The organism is Shinella sp. GW821-FHT10F02 (assembly GCF_058809275.1).
In genome coordinates this window covers 376,304-392,324 of the sequence record NZ_JBXASL010000002.1, presented here as the reverse complement: position 1 = coordinate 392,324, position 16,021 = coordinate 376,304, and the positions used below count along the sequence as shown (strand labels likewise).

Annotated in this window: 13 protein-coding genes; 11 read left to right on the top strand and 2 right to left on the bottom strand. The window is 64.8% G+C overall.

Features of this window, described 5'->3' with window-relative positions; genetic code table 11:
- Positions 1 to 7: 7 nt before the first annotated feature.
- Entirely contained in the window at positions 8 to 649 is a 642-nt protein-coding gene (locus tag AC1RWL_RS07690; protein ID WP_493094139.1) for a class I SAM-dependent DNA methyltransferase, read from the bottom strand.
- A gap of 80 nt (positions 650 to 729) precedes the next feature.
- On the opposite strand from AC1RWL_RS07690, the gene AC1RWL_RS07685 reads away from it, so the two are divergent.
- The 10 genes from AC1RWL_RS07685 (at position 730) to AC1RWL_RS07640 (ending at position 13,839) form a co-directional block, all read left to right on the top strand.
- On the top strand, positions 730 to 1,635 hold the full coding sequence (locus AC1RWL_RS07685) for a phosphotransferase (RefSeq protein ID WP_493094138.1): 906 nt from the start codon (positions 730 to 732) through the stop codon (positions 1,633 to 1,635).
- A 203-nt stretch (positions 1,636 to 1,838) separates the two neighbouring features.
- Entirely contained in the window at positions 1,839 to 2,867 is a 1,029-nt protein-coding gene (locus AC1RWL_RS07680) for a substrate-binding domain-containing protein (RefSeq protein WP_256116423.1), read from the top strand.
- 66 nt (positions 2,868 to 2,933) lie between these two features.
- Positions 2,934 to 4,460, top strand: coding sequence for a sugar ABC transporter ATP-binding protein (locus tag AC1RWL_RS07675; RefSeq protein ID WP_493094137.1), 1,527 nt, complete (start codon positions 2,934 to 2,936; stop codon positions 4,458 to 4,460).
- 22 nt (positions 4,461 to 4,482) lie between these two features.
- Positions 4,483 to 5,472: an ABC transporter permease gene (locus tag AC1RWL_RS07670; RefSeq protein WP_439615746.1), complete on the top strand. Its 990-nt coding sequence runs from the start codon at positions 4,483 to 4,485 to the stop codon at positions 5,470 to 5,472.
- 1 nt (position 5,473) lies between these two features.
- A complete protein-coding gene (locus AC1RWL_RS07665; protein WP_256116426.1) occupies positions 5,474 to 6,481 on the top strand; it encodes a sugar-binding transcriptional regulator in 1,008 nt (335 codons plus the stop codon).
- Entirely contained in the window at positions 6,478 to 7,473 is a 996-nt protein-coding gene (locus AC1RWL_RS07660; RefSeq protein WP_493094136.1) for an aldo/keto reductase, read from the top strand. The genes AC1RWL_RS07665 and AC1RWL_RS07660 overlap by 4 nt, the downstream gene beginning before the upstream one ends.
- Positions 7,474 to 7,485: 12 nt before the next feature.
- Positions 7,486 to 9,234 carry a glycerol-3-phosphate dehydrogenase/oxidase gene (locus AC1RWL_RS07655; protein WP_493094135.1) on the top strand — a complete coding sequence of 583 codons (1,749 nt, stop codon included), beginning with the start codon at positions 7,486 to 7,488 and terminating at the stop codon, positions 9,232 to 9,234.
- Positions 9,207 to 10,049 (top strand): class I fructose-bisphosphate aldolase, encoded by an 843-nt coding sequence (locus AC1RWL_RS07650; RefSeq protein WP_493094134.1) that lies wholly within the window; start codon positions 9,207 to 9,209, stop codon positions 10,047 to 10,049. The genes AC1RWL_RS07655 and AC1RWL_RS07650 overlap by 28 nt, the downstream gene beginning before the upstream one ends.
- A gap of 28 nt (positions 10,050 to 10,077) precedes the next feature.
- Positions 10,078 to 11,607: an FGGY-family carbohydrate kinase gene (locus AC1RWL_RS07645; protein ID WP_493094133.1), complete on the top strand. Its 1,530-nt coding sequence runs from the start codon at positions 10,078 to 10,080 to the stop codon at positions 11,605 to 11,607.
- A 222-nt stretch (positions 11,608 to 11,829) separates the two neighbouring features.
- On the top strand, positions 11,830 to 13,839 hold the full coding sequence (locus AC1RWL_RS07640; RefSeq protein ID WP_493094132.1) for a putative bifunctional diguanylate cyclase/phosphodiesterase: 2,010 nt from the start codon (positions 11,830 to 11,832) through the stop codon (positions 13,837 to 13,839).
- Positions 13,840 to 13,853: 14 nt separating this feature from the next.
- Here the strand turns inward: AC1RWL_RS07640 and AC1RWL_RS07635 are convergent, their stop codons facing one another.
- Positions 13,854 to 14,516: a GntR family transcriptional regulator gene (locus tag AC1RWL_RS07635; protein WP_439625432.1), complete on the bottom strand. Its 663-nt coding sequence runs from the start codon at positions 14,514 to 14,516 to the stop codon at positions 13,854 to 13,856.
- 247 nt (positions 14,517 to 14,763) lie between these two features.
- Here AC1RWL_RS07635 and AC1RWL_RS07630 point away from each other — a divergent pair, with 247 nt between their 5' ends.
- The gene (locus AC1RWL_RS07630) at positions 14,764 to 16,020 is read left to right on the top strand and encodes an NRAMP family divalent metal transporter (protein ID WP_439625434.1); all 1,257 of its coding nucleotides are present in this window, start codon (positions 14,764 to 14,766) and stop codon (positions 16,018 to 16,020) included.
- Position 16,021: the final 1 nt, after the last annotated feature.

Below are 16,021 nucleotides of genomic sequence, written 5' to 3'. Positions count from 1 at the left end.
CTGCCGCTCAGGCGTGGCGCAGCACTTTCAGCACCACGCCGCGGCTCGGCACGGTGCCGGTCTCGCCGGGCATGGAGACGTAGGGGACGGTTTCCTCCGCCCGCAGCAGAATGCCCTCCCGCTCCAGCGCGGCTAGCCGGTCGGCGAAGCCGTCGTTCCAGAGCGTGTTCTTCACCGTCAGCACGATGACGCCGCCCGGCTGCGTGATGCGCAGGAGTTCCGGCAGCCCTTCCACGCCGACATGGCCGGAGGTGAAGACGCCGGCCGAGACGACGCCGGCAAAATGCCGGTCCGGGAAGGGCAGGGGATTGCCCAGCGCCGCGCGATGCAGGGCGGCATAGACGTTCTTCGCCGCTGCCCGCGCCAGCATGCCTTCGGAAATGTCGAGGCCTTCGACATGGGGATAACCGAGGATCGACAGCCATTCTCCGATCAGCCCGGTGCCCGCACCCGCATCCAGCAGCGGTGCCGCGCCCCGCGGCAGGTGGCGCGCGATCAGGCCGAGGCAGATCGACGGGTGGCGATAGCCGGCGCTCGCCATGTCGGCGTCGTAGGTCTCGGCCCAGCGGTCGTAGAGGGCCGCCACCTCTTCCGTGCCGCTTGCATTGTAGACTGCGCCGAGTGCACCCTCATGATGTCCGTTTGCCATGGCCTTCCCTCGTGTTTTGATGATGATAGCGAAAGGGCGAAATCTGTGGAACCGTCATCATCGGCCAAAAGGAGGTGTTCATGAACGAAGAGCAGCAGGCGATGGAGGCGATTGCAGGAATCCCGCTCCTGGAACGCTACGACGGCCCTATCGAACGGCTCGGCGGCCTCACCAACCTCGTCTTTCGTGCCGGCGAATGGTGCCTGCGCGTGCCGGGCAAGGGCACGGAGGAATATATCGACCGCGGCAACGAGGCGATCGCTGCGAAGGAGGCCGCGCGCGTCGGCGTCGGCCCGGAGGTTTTTCACGCGGATGCGGTGACCGGGCTGATGGTCACCCGCTTCATTCCCGGCGCGACGACGATGACGCCCGAAGGCTTCAAGGCCGTTTCCGGCGCCCCGGCGCGGGCCGGCGAGGCCTTCCGGCGCCTGCACGACAGCGGCGCCGTCTTCCCGGCGCGTTTCGAGCTCTTCGCGATGATCGACGACTACCTCGCCGTGCTCTCCACCAAGGACGTCGCCCTGCCGGAGGGTTATCACGAAGGATTGCGCGAGGCCGAGGCCGTGCGCGCGGCGCTCGCCGCCCACGCGCTGCCCGTCGTCGCCTGCCATTGCGATCCGCTCTGCGAGAATTTTCTCGATACGGGGGAGCGCATGTGGATCGTCGACTGGGAATATTCCGGCATGAACGACCCGATGTGGGACCTCGGCGATCTCTCCGTCGAGGCGGAATTTACCGGCGCTCAGGAGGAGGAGATGATCCGCGCCTATTTCGGCGGCGAGCCGAAGCCTGCCGAACGCGGCCGCATCGTCATCTACAAGGCGATGTGCGACCTGCTCTGGACGCTCTGGGGCCTCATCCAGCTCGCCAACGGCAACCCGGCGGCCGATTTCCGCGCCTATGCGGACGGACGGTTTGCCCGCTGCCGCGCGCTGATGGCCGATCCGGTCTTTACGGCCTCCGTGGCCGCGGTCGCGAAGGGCTGAAAGATATTTCACCTCGTGGGCTTGATTTCAGGCTATAATCCTGAAATATATTTCATATCATGAATTATATTGACAGGAGCTGCGTCATGCGGTTACCTGCCCATACCGGACTTCGAGGAGGAAATCCGGATTTCAACGCGATCATCGGCGTCGTTTCGGCGCCAACGGGTTTTTGGGAGGGGTCTTTGCCCCGAGGAGGACACTTGCGCACTTTTCTGAGCACGACCGCGATGGCGGTCCTCGCAGCAACGCTTTTTGCCGGTTCCGCGGCGGCCGAGACGGAAAACCCGTTCCGCTGCAAGCCGGGCGAAAAATACGTCATGAACGTCATGGTCTCGGGCGTCGAATACTGGTTCCCGGTCTATGAAATGTTCAAGCAGGCCGGCCAGCAGCTCGGCTGCGAGACGGAATATACCGGCACGCCGGAATATGACGTCAACAAGCAGATCGCCACCTTCGACCAGGCGCTGGCGCAGAACCCGGCCGGTATTCTCGTACACCCGATGAACTCCGACCCGTTCATCGAGCCGATCAACCGCGCCATCGACCAGGGGACGGCGGTCGTCACCTTCGCCGCTGACTCGCCGCTCTCCAAGCGCGTTTCCTTCATCACCTCGGACAACACCCGCGAAGGCACCTATGCCGCCGACGCGATCGCCGAGAAGCTGGGCGGCAAGGGCGAATATGCGGTCCTCGAAAATCCGGGCCAGGACAACCACGACAAGCGCATCGCCGCCTTCATCGCCCGCATGGAAGAGAAGTGGCCGGACATGAAGCTGGTCGGCCGCGCCGCTTCCAACCAGGATCCGACCAAGGCCTATCAGGGCCTGTCGAGCCTCATACAGGCCAACCCGAACCTCGGCGCCGTCTTCATGCCGGAAGCCAACTCCGCTATCGGCGCGGCGCAGGCCAACAAGGAAGCGGGCGGCAAGGTCCTCGTCATGTGCGCGGACGTCAACGCCAACATCCTCGACATGATCAAGGCCGGCGAAGTCTTCGGCTCGATCAACCCGAACCAGGGCATGCAGGGCTATATGGGCTTCATGCTGCTGTGGCTCGCCAAGCATCCGGAACTCATCGACCCGATGAACGACGCCAAGCGCTCCGGCTTCAACCCGATGAGCATCCCGGTCGTCGACAATGGCCTGTCGATCGTGACCGCCGAAAATGCCGACGACTTTTATTGGGACAAGTACCTGAAGCGTCGCGGCACCAAGGGCATCGAGGAGTAAGCTCCTAAGCGAACGCCATCCGCGCCTCGCGGCGCGGATGGTCTCGAAAGGAGAGGGAGGAAGACGATGGCGGAGCCGGTGCTCACCATTCACGGCGTGACCAAGCATTTCGGGGCAGTGAAGGCGTTGACCGACGTCGATTTCACGCTCGAACGCGGCGAGGTCCATGCGCTCTGCGGCGAAAACGGCGCCGGCAAGTCGACGCTGATGAACATCATCGCCGGTGTGCTGCAGCCGACCGAAGGCGAAATCCGCGTCGACGGCAAGGCCGTGCGCATCGCCTCGCCCGCTGCCGCCCAGTCGCTCGGCATCGGCCTGGTACATCAGGAAATCGCGCTCTGCCCGGATGCGACGGTTGCCGAAAACATGTTCATGGCCGCGACCAACCGCCGCCGCACGCCCTTCATGAATTACCGCGCGCTGGAACGCGATGCGCAGGCTGTAATGAACCGGCTTGCCGCCATCGACGTTCGCCGCAAGGTCGCCGACCTGCCGATTTCCAGCCAACAGCTCGTCGAGATCGCCAAGGCGCTGACGCTCGACTGCCGCGTGCTGATCCTCGACGAACCGACCGCCGCCTTGACCGAAACCGAGGCGCAGCAGCTTTTCTCGATCATCCGCGACCTCAAGGCGAATGGCATCTCGATCATCTATATCAGCCACCGCATGGCCGAGATTTTCAGCCTCTGCGACCGCGTTACCGTGTTCCGCGATGGCCGTTATGTCTGCACCGACCGCATTGCCGACGTGACGCCGGACGACGTGGTGCGCCGCATGGTCGGGCGCGAGATCACGCAGCTCTATCCGGACAAGCTCGGCGCGGACGAGGCATCCGGCACCACCATCCTCGAAGTGGACCGCATCGGCGACGATGCGCGCTTCCGGGATGTCAGCTTCAAGCTGCGCAAGGGCGAAATCCTCGGTATCGGCGGCCTCATCGGCTCCGGCCGCACCGAAATCGCCGAGGGCATCTGCGGGCTTCGGCCGCGCACGGAAGGCACGGTGCGCCTGCATGGCGATACGCAGAAGATCAAATCCTATTCGGATGCCGTGAAAGCCGGCATCGTCTACCTGTCCGAGGACCGCAAGGGGTCCGGTGTCTTTCTCGAACTGTCCATCGCACAGAACATTTCCGTGCTGGACCTGAAGGCGCTGACCAATCCGGCTGGCCTGCTGAAACGCCGTGCGGAGACTGCACTGGCGGAGGATTTTGCCAGGCGGCTCGGGGTGCGCATGAGCGGCGTCGACGCGCCGGTCAAATCGCTGTCCGGCGGCAACCAGCAGAAGGTGGCGATCGCCAAGCAGCTTGCGGTGAAGCCGAAGGTCATCCTGATGGACGAACCGACGCGCGGCATCGATGTCGGCGCGAAAACGGAAATTCACCGCCTGCTGCGCGATCTTGCGCGCTCGGGCATCGGCATCATCGTCATCTCTTCGGAAATGCCGGAACTGCTCGGCCTTTGCGACCGGGTGCTTGTTGTCCGCGAAGGCCGCATCGCAGGCGAACTCGGCGCGGACGAGATGACGGAGGAGGCCGTGATCCGCCTGGCCTCGGGCATGGGCACGGCAAAGGCGGCGAACCATGCCGCGTGAGAAGAAACTGGGAGAGACGGGAATGGCAATCGACACGATGGCGGCAGGCGCGCCGAAGACATCGTCCTTCAAGCGCATCGGCACGATGCGCGAGGCCGGGCTGATCGCGATCATCCTCGCGCTCTGCGTGATCATGAGCTTCGCCTCGCCGCACTTCCTGACGCTCGGCAATTTCCGCGCCATGCTGATGAGCTTTTCCGTCGAAGGCATCGTTGTCGTCGGCATGACGATCCTTTTGATCGTCGGTGGCATCGATCTGGCGGTCGGCTCCGTCGTCTGCTTCGCGATGGTGCTGTCCGGCTCACTGTTCCTCGCCGGGCTCGACCCGTGGACGGCCTCTCTGGTCGGCATTCTGGCGAGCAGCGCCATCGGTGGCATCATGGGCTTCTTCGTGACGGTCGTCGGCCTCAACCACTTCATCACGTCGTTGGCAGCGATGGTGATCGTGCGCGGCCTCTGCCTCATCATCACCAAGGGCACGCCGCTGTCGCTCTTCACGCTGCCGGCCGGCTTCAAGGCGGTGGGGCAGGGCACGTTCTACGGCGTTCCCTATGTCATCCTGATCTTCGTCGCCGTCGTCGTGCTGTTCGATTTCCTGCTGCGCCGGGCGACCGCCTTCCGCAAGGTTTTCTACACCGGCAGCAACGAGAAGGCGGCGCTCTATTCCGGCATCAAGACCAACCAGGTGAAGTTCTGGGTGACGGTCCTGTGCTCGACGCTCGCCGGTGTTGCAGGCGTCATCTACATGTCCCGCTTCGGTGCCGCGACCCCCACCTTCGGCGCCGGCATGGAGCTCAACATCATCGCCGCGGCCGTCATCGGCGGGGCCTCGCTCAACGGCGGCTCGGGCACCATTCTCGGTGCTATCCTCGGCATCGCGCTGCTCTCGGTCGTTACTTCGTCGCTGATCCTGCTCAATGTCTCGGTCTACTGGCAGGACATGATCAAGGGCTGCATCCTGCTCGCCGCCGTTTCCATCGACCATTTCATGCACAAGCGGAAGGCCGCCTGACATGCCGATCGCCAAGCTGAAACCCAAGACCACGGCGCCACGCGAAGAGATCGTCATCGCCCGCCAGATGCACCAGGCGCTCGTGCTGCACTTCCTGGAAGGCCTGACGCAGGCGCAGATCGCCGACCAGCTCGGCCTCTCGCACGCCACCGTCAACCGCCTCATCAAGCGCGGCCGCCAGCTCGGCCTCGTGGAAATCAAGATCAAGTCGCCCGTCGAGCCTCTGGTCGACATGGAAGAACGGCTTCTGGCGCTGGGCGGCATCAGCCGCGCCGTCGTGGTGCCCACGGTCTCCGACAATCCGCAGACGGCGCTGCAAGCGGTCGGCGAAGCCGCGGCCCGGCTGCTGCTCGAAGAAATCGCCGATGGCGACACGATCTGCATTACCGGCGGCAAGGGCGTCAGCGCCGTCGTCGCCGGCCTCCAGGCGCCGCGCCGCTTCGATGTCGAGGTCATTCCCGGCACGGGCTGCGTGCAGGGCAAACACTATACCGACGTCAACCACGTCTCGACGATGATGGCCGATCGGCTCGGCGGGCGCTCCTACCAGATCCATGCGCCGCTCTTTGCCGACGATGCCGAGCAGCGGGAAATGCTGATCAACATGCGCTCCGTCGCCGACGTTTTTCAGCGGGCGCGCGAGGCGAAGGTGGCGGTGGTCGGCATCGGCTCGATCCTCACGGACGATTCGAGCTATTACGACCTGCACCCGTCCTCCAGCACCGACCGTGCCGCGATCGAGCGCTCGGGCGCAAGCTGCGAACTGCTCGCCCACCTGCTCGACGATCACGGCCGGGTCTGCGATTACAGCCTCAACCGCTCGCTGGTCTCGCTGACGCTCAAGGAATTCGCCTCGATCCCGACGAAGATCGGCGTCGCGAGCGGCCCCAACAAGGCCGGCCCGATCCTCAGCGTGCTGCGCGGCAACCATCTCGACACGCTCGTCACCGACGAGGCGACCGGCGCACGCATTCTCGACATGGCATCCCAGGAAGGATTTTCCGCATGAGCGGCGAACAATTGACCCGTGACATCGGACGCTCCGGCGTCAAGGCATCCGCCGTCGGCCTCGGCACTTGGGCGATCGGCGGCTGGATGTGGGGCGGCACGGACGAGGCGGAATCGATTGCCGCCATCCAGGCCTCGCTCGATGCCGGCGTGACCCTCATCGATACCGCGCCCGCCTATGGCCTCGGCCGCTCGGAAGAGATCGTCGGCAAGGCGCTTGTAGGCCGCCGCGACAAGGCGGTGATTGCCACGAAATGCGGGCTCGTTTGGCACACGCAGAAGGGCAATCACTTCTTTGATCAGGATGGCAAGCCGGTCCACCGTTATCTCGGCCGCGATGGGATCATCCACGAGGTCGAGGAAAGCCTGCGCCGTCTCGGCACGGACTATATCGACCTCTACATTACCCACTGGCAGGACCCGACGACGCCGATCGAGGAGACGGTCGCGGCGCTGGAAGAGTTGAAAAAGGCCGGAAAAATCCGCGCGATCGGCGCGAGCAACGTCAACCGGTCGGAACTCGAACAATATATTGCGACAGGGTCGCTCGATGCGATCCAGGAGCGGTTCAGCATGATCGATCGCGAGATCGAGGCGGACCTGCTGCCGCTCACTATTGCCAACGGCGTGTCCACGCTCAGCTATTCCTCGCTGGCGCTCGGCCTGCTGTCGGGCACGATCGGACCGGACCGGGTTTTTGCCGGCGACGATCAGCGCAAGGACAATCCGCGCTTTTCCGTCGCCAACCGCCAGAAGGCCAAGGGTTTTTCCGAGGCCATCCGGCCGGTCGCGGAACGCCACGGCGCCAGCATCGCGCAGGCGGTGATCGCCTGGACGCTGGCGCAGGAAGGCGTGACCTTCGCGCTCTGCGGCGCACGAAACCCGGCGCAGGCGATCGACAATGCGCGGGCCGGCACGCTCAGGCTTTCGAGTGACGATCTTGCGGCCATCAACGCCGCCATATCGGCGCAACTCGCCACCATGGACGGATAACGGGCTGCCATCATGAACCGTGCAGAGACAATGGACGGGCTTCGCCGGAGCCCGAAGGTGGACGTGTGCGTCCTCGGCGGCGGCATCAACGGGCTCAGCGTCTTCCGCGAGCTGGCGTTGCAGGGCGTCGACGTGCTCCTCGTCGAGAAGGACGACTATTGCTCCGGCGCCAGTGCCGCCCTCTCGCGCATGGTTCACGGTGGTCTGCGCTATCTGGAAAACGGCGAATTCAGCCTGGTGCAGGAATCGCTCGTCGAGCGTGACCGGCTGCTGCGCAACGCCCCCCACTATGTCGCGCCGCTGCCGACGACGGTGCCGATCTTCGATGTCTTTTCCGGTCTCGCCAACGGCATCGTACGTTTCCTCGGCCTCACCCGCCGCCCCAGCCGCCGCGGCGCCATCGCCATCAAGACAGGCCTCGGCATCTATGATTTCCTGACGCGCAAACGCGCGCTGATGCCGAAACACCAGTTCCGCGGCCGCAAGGCGACGCTGGAAAAATGGCCGGCGCTCAATCCGGCGATCCGCAATTCCGCGACCTATTACGACGCCTGGGTCAGCCATCCGGAGCGCATCGGCATCGAGCTTCTGCGCGATGGCCTCTCCGCTGGTTCGAATGCCAAGGCCCTGAACTATGCGACGGTCGAGCAGGCCGGCGCGGGCGAGTTTTTGCTGCGCGATGGCGTGTCCGGCGAGACGCTGTCCATCCAGCCAAGGCTGGTCATCAATGCGACCGGCGGCTGGATCGATATTGCGAACGGCACATTGTTCCCGGAGGCGGCGCGTCCCGCGCCGCTGGTGGGGGGTACGAAGGGCTCGCATCTGATCATCGACAATGCCGGCCTGCGCGACATGCTCGACGGGCACATGATCTACTACGAGAACGAGGATGGCCGTATCTGCATTCTCTTCCCCTATCTCGGCAAGGTGCTGGTCGGCTCGACGGATATCCGTGTTGACGATCCCGGCACGGTGCGCTGCGAGGCGGATGAGCGGGACTATATCCTGCAATCGCTCGCCTTCGTGCTGCCGGGCGTCAAAATCCGGCCGGAGGAGATCGTCTTCCAGTTCGCCGGCGTGCGCCCGCTGCCGGCGAGCAATGACAGCTTTACCGGCCGCATCCCGCGCGACCATTTCTGCACCGTGCTGGAAGGCCAGGACGGCGGGCCGCCGGTGCTCTGCATGATCGGCGGCAAGTGGACGACGTTCCGCTCGTTCGGCGAGATGGCGGCCGATATGGCGCTGGAGCGGCTCGGAAAGTCGCGCCGTGTCGATACCGCGGAGCGCACCATCGGCGGTGGCCGGGCGTTTCCGAAGGACGGCAGCGGCTGGGTTCGCGACCTCGCGGCCTCGACGGGCATTTCTACGGAACGCGCCGTTTTGCTGTTCGAGCGCTACGGCACGGATGCCGCCGATGTTGCCCGCTTTATCGCCACGGCGCCGGACCATGCTTTGCCGCATGGCGGCTACAGCGTCCGCGAACTGATCCATCTCATCCGCACCGAAGCGGTCGAGCATCTGGATGACCTGCTGACGCGCCGCACGACGCTTGCCATTACCGGCGAACTTTCGCTGGCCATGACCGAGGCCACCCTCGACGTGCTGGCCGCCGAAAAAGGCTGGTCCCCCCAGCGTGCCGCCGACGAGCGCAGCCGTTTTCTAACCCTCATGGGTGAGCGCCACGGCGTCACCGAAAAAAGCCTTTCCGCAAGGAACGAACAAAGGAGTGAATTATGCGAGACAACCGCAAGGTCCGGATGAACCGGCTGTTCGGCAACGGTCGTTGCCTGGATGTGGCGATCGATCACGGCGTGTGCAACGAGCCGTCCTTCCTCGACGGGCTGGAGAACGTGCCGGCCGTGGTGAAGGCGCTGGTCGATGCCGGGCCGGATGCCATCCAGATGAACTACGGCCAGGCCGACCTGTTGCAGGACATTCCCGGCAAGGACAAGCCGGCGCTCGTCATGCGCATCGACATGGGCAACCCCTATAACCGCATCCGCCACCGCGACATGTGGGCCGTGTTGCAGAACGAGGCCGAGCCGCTGATCGGCGCCTTGCAGATGGATGCCGCCTGCGTGGTGGTCAACCTGTTCATGCTGCCGGACGAGCCGGACCTCTTCCGCCAATGCGTGCAGAATATTTCGCGCGTGCGGGCGGATTGCGAGAAATACGGCATGCCGCTGATGATCGAGCCGCTCGTCATGCAGCCCGTCACGGAGCGTGGCGGCTACATGGTCGATGGCGATGCGGAAAAGATCGTGACCCTGACGCGGCTTGCCCGCGAGATGGGCGCCGACATCGTCAAGGCGGACCCGACGACCAATGCGGAGGATTTCCACCGCGTCGTGGAAGCCGCGCGCTGCCCGGTTCTGGTGCGCGGCGGCGGCAAGGAGGATCTTCGCGCCGTCTTCGACAAATCCGCGGCCTTGATGCGGCAGGGCGCAGTGGGCATGGTCTATGGGCGCAACATCTACCAGCATGCCAATCCGAGTGCGGTGGTGCGCGGGCTGATGGCGATCATCCACCAGGATGCGAGCGGCGAGGAAGCCTTCGCGCTGTACCAGCAGGCTTGATGGCCGCGAACCTTGGGAGGGGTTCAGAATGCAAAACTATCTGCTGGGGCTCGATGCCGGCAACACCATCATCAAGGCGGTGATTTTCGACCGCACGGGCCGGGAAGTGGCCTATGCGGGGGAGGAAGGCCATAGCCGCATGCCGAGCCCGGGGCATGTCGAGCGCGATCTCGGCGAGCTCTGGGCCAATGCCCGGCGCGTCATCCGCACCTGCCTCGACAAAGCGGGTATCGCGGCGAGCGACATCGCCGCGATCGGCTGCGCCGGCCACGGCAACGGGCTTTATGCGCTCGACCGGGCCGGCGAACCGCTCATCGGCATCCAGTCGCTCGATACGCGGGCGACCGGCCTCGTAGAGGAATGGGCCGCGCAAGGCGTCGGCGACCGGACCTATCCGCTCGCCCGCCAGCGCCCCTGGCCATCGCAGACGCCGACGCTGCTTGCCTGGCTGAAGCGCCATCGGCCGGAGCTTTTCCAGCGCATCGGCACGGTGTTCTTCTCCAAGGATTTCGTGGTCAACCGGCTGACGGGAAAGCGTGTCAGCGAGGTTTCGGACATGTCCGGCGCCGGGCTGCTCGATCTGGCAGGACGCCGCTATGACAGGGCGCTGATGGAGGCCTATGGCCTTGGCGACTGCATGGACCTGCTGCCGCCGCTCATCGAAAGCGCCGACATCGCCGGCACGGTGACGGAAGAGGTGGCGCGGGAAACCGGGCTTGCCGCCGGCACGCCGGTCATCGGCGGCCTGTTCGACGTCGTCGCCTCGGCGCTTGGGTCGGGCGTCTCGCGCACCGGCAGCGCCTCGATCATCGCCGGCACCTGGAGCATCAACCAGGTCATCATCGATGGCCCCGATCTCGACGGCCCGGTCTTCATGTCCTCGACCTTCGACCGCACCCGCTACATGGCGATGGAAAACAGCGCCACCTCGGCCGCCAATCTGGAATGGCTGGTGCGGGAATTCTTCGAGGGCGAACATGAGGAGGGTGTCTCGCCCTTCGATGCCTGCTGCGCCTTTGCGGCGGCGGTGGAGCCGGCGGCGGACGATCCGCTCTATCACCCCTATCTCTACGGCGCCCAGCAGGACGGCCATGCGCGGGCCGGCTTTTACGGCATTGCCGGCTGGCACACCAAGGGGCATCTCGTGCGCGCCCTGCTCGAAGGCGTCGCCTTCGGCCATCGCCACCATATCGAGACGATCCGCAAGGCGGGCGCCACCTTCGATGAAGCGGTGCTGTCGGGCGGCGGATCGCGCAGCAAGCTCTGGCCGCAGATCTTTGCGGACGTGCTCGGCGTGCCCGTAACGGTCGCTGTATCGCGCGAGACGGGGGCGCTCGGTGCGGCGATCGCGGCAGGCACGGGCGTCGGCCTCTTTGCCGATTTCACGGAAGGGGCGAATGCCATGGTGCGGGTCGAGCGGCATTACCGGCCGAACGGCGCGCTGGCCGCGCACTACAATCGCCGCTACACGCTCTACAAGGACATCACCGAGGCCATGACGCCGTTCTGGCGGCGACTTTCGGCGAGCGAGCCGAGGGCGACGGACGCCGCGGCTTGATCATTTCGGGCAAGGCCTCGGCGTTTTCATAGCCGGTGCCTTGCCTGTTCGATCTGTGCCAAATAACGCCCGATAGAATGCAATCTCAAGGTTGTATTAGCACTTTCATCACTCTCTTGTGCTCCAATCGTCTGTACCGAAGCGATGGCATGGAATGAACGTGGTGAGACGGGTACGGCCTTTGGACGGGACGACAGCGACCGCTAACGCCAGAGGGCGGCCATGAAGCGATCCCCCAGGAGCACGCTTCGCCTGATTTCCGTCGCCTGGCCCTTCGTGCTGATCGTGCTTCTGCAGACGGCGCTTGCGACATTCAGCCTTGAGGTCACCTCGTCGCTGCGCGCCTTCGTGACCGGCGAAAGCCTGTGGTCCAAGGGCCAGCACGACGCGCTCTATTACCTCAACCGCTATGCCGAATCCGGCAACCGCTCCTTCGTCGATCGTTACCACGAGGCGATGGCGATCCCGATGGGAGACCGCGCAGCGCGCCTGGCGCTGGAGGCGAGCCCGCCGGATATTGCGGCCGCATACCAGGGCTTCCTCGATGGCGCCAACCATCCCGATGACATACCGAGCGTCATCTGGCTTTTCCGTTATTTCCGCTGGCTACCCGTCATGGAGGCTTGCATTCGCGACTGGCGCACGGCCGAAGGTGTCCTGATGCAGTTGCTGCCGATCGGCGAGGCGGTCACGTCCCAGCACGTCAACGAGGTCGACCGCCGCGACATCACGCGCCAGCTTGACGAGATCAACGCGTTGGTGACGCCGCTCACCAAGCGCTTCTCCGATCGTCTCGGCGAGGGCACGCGCCAGGTGCAGACCGTGCTCCTCGTCAGCAATGTGGCGATGGCGCTGATCTTCATCCTGCTCACCGTCTGGCGGCTGAACAGCTTCCTTGCGCACCGGCGCAGGATCGAGGAGCAACTGTCCTTCAGCGCCAATCACGACGACCTTACCGGCCTGCCGAACCGGCGGCTCTTCGAGGACGAACTCGGCCGCATGCTGGACGGACCGCAGACCCGTCACGCGCTGATGTTCATCGATCTCGACCAGTTCAAGGCGGTAAATGACAATGGCGGCCATGCGGCGGGCGACGAACTGCTGCGCCGAGTGGCGCGCGATCTCGTCAAGGCGATCCGCGGCACGGACCTGCTCGCACGGCTCGGCGGCGACGAGTTCGGCATCGTGCTGCCGAATTGTTCGCCGGAAGACGCGCTGCGCATCGCCATGCGGCTTCGTGAAATCACCGAGGCGATCGACTTCGTCTGGAACGGGCACCGTTACTCGATCAGCGCCTCGGTTGGCGTGGTGCATCTCGCCGAGCGCAGCTACACGCTTCAGGAGGCGCTGCGCGCCGCCGATATCGCCTGCTACATGGCGAAGGAGAAGGGGCGCAACCGCGTGCATGTCTTCGAGACGACCGATGCGGCGCAGACCCAGTTCACCGCCAATCTGCACTGGGTGCAGCGCCTGCACCGCGCGCTGGAAGACGATAGCTTCCGGCTGTTCTCCCAGGCGATCGCGCCCGTCGGCGGGACAGGCGAGGCGGAAGAACATTGCGAAATCCTGCTTCGGCTGGAAGAGAACGGCAAGCTGCTGGCACCCGGTGCGTTTATTCCGGCGGCCGAACGTTTCGGCCTGATGCCGTCGCTCGATCGCTGGGTGGTGCGCAATGCGCTCGATATTATCGGCCGGCGCCGGGGTCCTATTTCGGGCACCTATTCCATCAATCTCAGCGGGCTGACGCTGAAGGACGATACCTTCCTGCCGTTCCTGCGCGATGCACTGCGCCGCAGCCGTGTGCCGGCCGACGTGCTGTGCTTCGAGATCACCGAGACGAGCGCCATCGAGAACCTCGACGAGGCCATCGCCTTCATGAACGCGATGCGCGCCATGGGCTGCCGTTTCGCGCTCGACGATTTCGGCGTGGGCATGTCGTCCTTGACCTATCTGAAGCGCCTGCCGGTCGATTACGTCAAGATCGACGGCAGCTTCGTGCGCGACATGCTGACGGACAAGGCGGACTGGATGACCGTCGAGATGATCAACCAGATCTCGCATCTCGCCGGGCGCAAGACCATCGCCGAATTCGTTGAAAATACGGAGATTTTCGCCGCGCTGCAAACCATCGGCGTGGACTATGCACAGGGCTATTCGATCGGTCGTCCGGAGCCTTTTCGCGCGGAGGCGACGGGTCTCGTCGTGCCGCTGCGCCGCGCCGACGTGGCCTAGGCGCAGCGCACTCGCTACGCCTGTTCCGAAGCCCGCTCCAGCGCCTTCAGCATGGTGCGTTCGGCGAGGTTGAGATAGGTCTCCATCTGTGCGGCCGCCTCATGCGGCTTGTTGGTCTCGACCAGCGTCGTGATGGCGTCGTTCATGTCGACGAAGGGGGAATGCAGGTGTTCCGGGTCATTCAGGAGCCCGAAGCACAGGCGCAGTTCGGCCGCGATGCGCTCGTAGAATTCGTTGAGCCGCACGCTGTCGGAGAGGTCGATGATGGCGGCGTGGAACTTCATGTTGGCGCTGCCGACGCCGATCCAGTTTGCCTGGTCGCGCTCCAGCCGCGCCATCGTCACGGCCTCGCGCATGACGCGGATGGCCGGGTGCTGCTGCCAGGCCTGGCGCAGCGCGCCGCATTCCAGCATGCGTCGCACGCGGTAGATGTCGATGATCGAGGCCATGCTGGGCACCGCGACGAAGACGCCGCGATTGGCCTCGTGGCGCAGCAATCCATCCTTGGTGAGCAGGCGGAAGGCTTCGCGCAGCGAGTTGCGCGAGACGTCGAAACGCTCGCTGAAGGCGGCCTCCGACAGGCGCTGGCCGGGCGCAAGCTCGCCCGAGATCAGCAGCGTGCGAATGCGCCGCGCCAGTCGATCCGCAAGCGGCAGGCCATCTCCGTCGTCCGTCATTCCACTCTCCCCGGCCCGATTCCGTTTCCCTCGGGCGCCCTCGTTCCCTGCTGCCAATAGCACGATTGGGAGGGCGATGGGGCCGAAAATCGTCGCCAATCGCGCGCTATGTGATTGGTAAAACGGCAGGAATAAGGAACGATACGACAAAATTGTTGAACAATATTGACATTTTTGTGTAGCAGCGCATGATGAAGCATACAGCCATAACCGCGAGGGGCGGGTGGCGCGACAGGGAGAGACCCCCATGCAGCAGAACGAGCTTGCGGCCAGCCATGCCGTGCCCGCGGCGCAGAACAAGGCGACCCAGCGCCGCGCCCTGCTATCCGCCATGTTCCTGATGTCGATGTCCGCCGTCGGGCCGGGCTTCATCACGCAGACGGCGACCTTCACCGTCAAACTCGGCGCGGCCTTCGCCTTCGCCATCCTCATCTCGATCCTGATCGACTTCGTCGTGCAGGCGAATATCTGGCGCATCGTCACGGTGACGCGCATGCGCGCGCCGGCCATTGCGAATGCGGCCATTCCGGGCTCGGGCTACCTGCTCGCGGTGCTCGTCATCATCGGCGGCCTGTTCTTCAACATCGGCAATATCGGCGGCGCCGGCCTCGGCTTCAACGCCATGATCGACCTCGACCCGAAGATCGGCGGCGCCATCGGGGCGCTCGCCGCGATCGGCATCTTCCTGTCGCGCCGCGCGGGCATCGCCATGGACCGCGTCGTCTTCGTCGCCGCCTTCGTCAAGCTGGCGCTCATCCTCTATGCGGCGATCGTCTCCGGCCCGCCGGTCGCAGACGCCTTCCGCCAGACCTTCCTGCCCGACACGATCGATTTCGCGACCATCACCACCATCGTCGGCGGCACGGTCGGCGGCTACATCACCTATGCCGGCGCGCATCGCCTGCTGGACAAGGGCACGGTCGGCGTCGAGAACATCGGCGCGGTCAACCGCGCTGCCTTCAGCGGCATCGCGATTACCGGCGTGCTGCGCTACATCCTCTTCCTCGCCATCCTCGGCGTCGTCGCAAGCGGCGTGGTGATCGACCTTTCCGGCCAGGCGGCCAACCCGGCGGGCCAGGCCTTCCATGCGGCCTCCGGCAATATTGGCTTCCGTCTGTTCGGCGCGGTCTTCCTTGCTTCGGCCATGACGAGCATCATCGGTGCCGCCTATACGTCCGTCTCCTTCCTCACGGCCTTCAAACCGGACATGACGGAGCGCCAGCGCAACCTCGCCACCGTCGCCTTCATCGCCTTCTCGCTCGTCTGCTACATGCTGATCACCACGCCGCCGGCCGCCATGCTGGTCTTCGTCGGCGGTCTCAACGGCCTCGTGCTGCCGATCGGCCTGTCGATCTTCATGTATGCCGCCTGGGCGCGGCCGGACCTGATGGGCGGCTACCAGTATCCGCGCTGGCTGCTCGTCCTCGGCGTCCTGACCTGTGCACTCACATGGTATATGGGCTACAAGTCCGCCGGCGCGATCTTCGGCCTGCTCGGCGCATAAG

Excerpts from the sequence above, each read along its gene's own strand:
- AC1RWL_RS07690 (WP_493094139.1), bottom strand. The coding sequence starts at position 649 with ATGGCAAACGGACATCATGAGGGTGCACTCGGCGCAGTCTACAATGCA.
- AC1RWL_RS07685 (WP_493094138.1), top strand. The coding sequence starts at position 730 with ATGAACGAAGAGCAGCAGGCGATGGAGGCGATTGCAGGAATCCCGCTC.
- AC1RWL_RS07675 (WP_493094137.1), top strand. The coding sequence starts at position 2,934 with ATGGCGGAGCCGGTGCTCACCATTCACGGCGTGACCAAGCATTTCGGG.
- AC1RWL_RS07670 (WP_439615746.1), top strand. The coding sequence starts at position 4,483 with ATGGCAATCGACACGATGGCGGCAGGCGCGCCGAAGACATCGTCCTTC.
- AC1RWL_RS07665 (WP_256116426.1), top strand. The coding sequence starts at position 5,474 with ATGCCGATCGCCAAGCTGAAACCCAAGACCACGGCGCCACGCGAAGAG.
- AC1RWL_RS07660 (WP_493094136.1), top strand. The coding sequence starts at position 6,478 with ATGAGCGGCGAACAATTGACCCGTGACATCGGACGCTCCGGCGTCAAG.
- AC1RWL_RS07655 (WP_493094135.1), top strand. The coding sequence starts at position 7,486 with ATGAACCGTGCAGAGACAATGGACGGGCTTCGCCGGAGCCCGAAGGTG.
- AC1RWL_RS07650 (WP_493094134.1), top strand. The coding sequence starts at position 9,207 with ATGCGAGACAACCGCAAGGTCCGGATGAACCGGCTGTTCGGCAACGGT.
- AC1RWL_RS07645 (WP_493094133.1), top strand. The coding sequence starts at position 10,078 with ATGCAAAACTATCTGCTGGGGCTCGATGCCGGCAACACCATCATCAAG.
- AC1RWL_RS07640 (WP_493094132.1), top strand. The coding sequence starts at position 11,830 with ATGAAGCGATCCCCCAGGAGCACGCTTCGCCTGATTTCCGTCGCCTGG.
- AC1RWL_RS07635 (WP_439625432.1), bottom strand. The coding sequence starts at position 14,516 with ATGACGGACGACGGAGATGGCCTGCCGCTTGCGGATCGACTGGCGCGG.
- AC1RWL_RS07630 (WP_439625434.1), top strand. The coding sequence starts at position 14,764 with ATGCAGCAGAACGAGCTTGCGGCCAGCCATGCCGTGCCCGCGGCGCAG.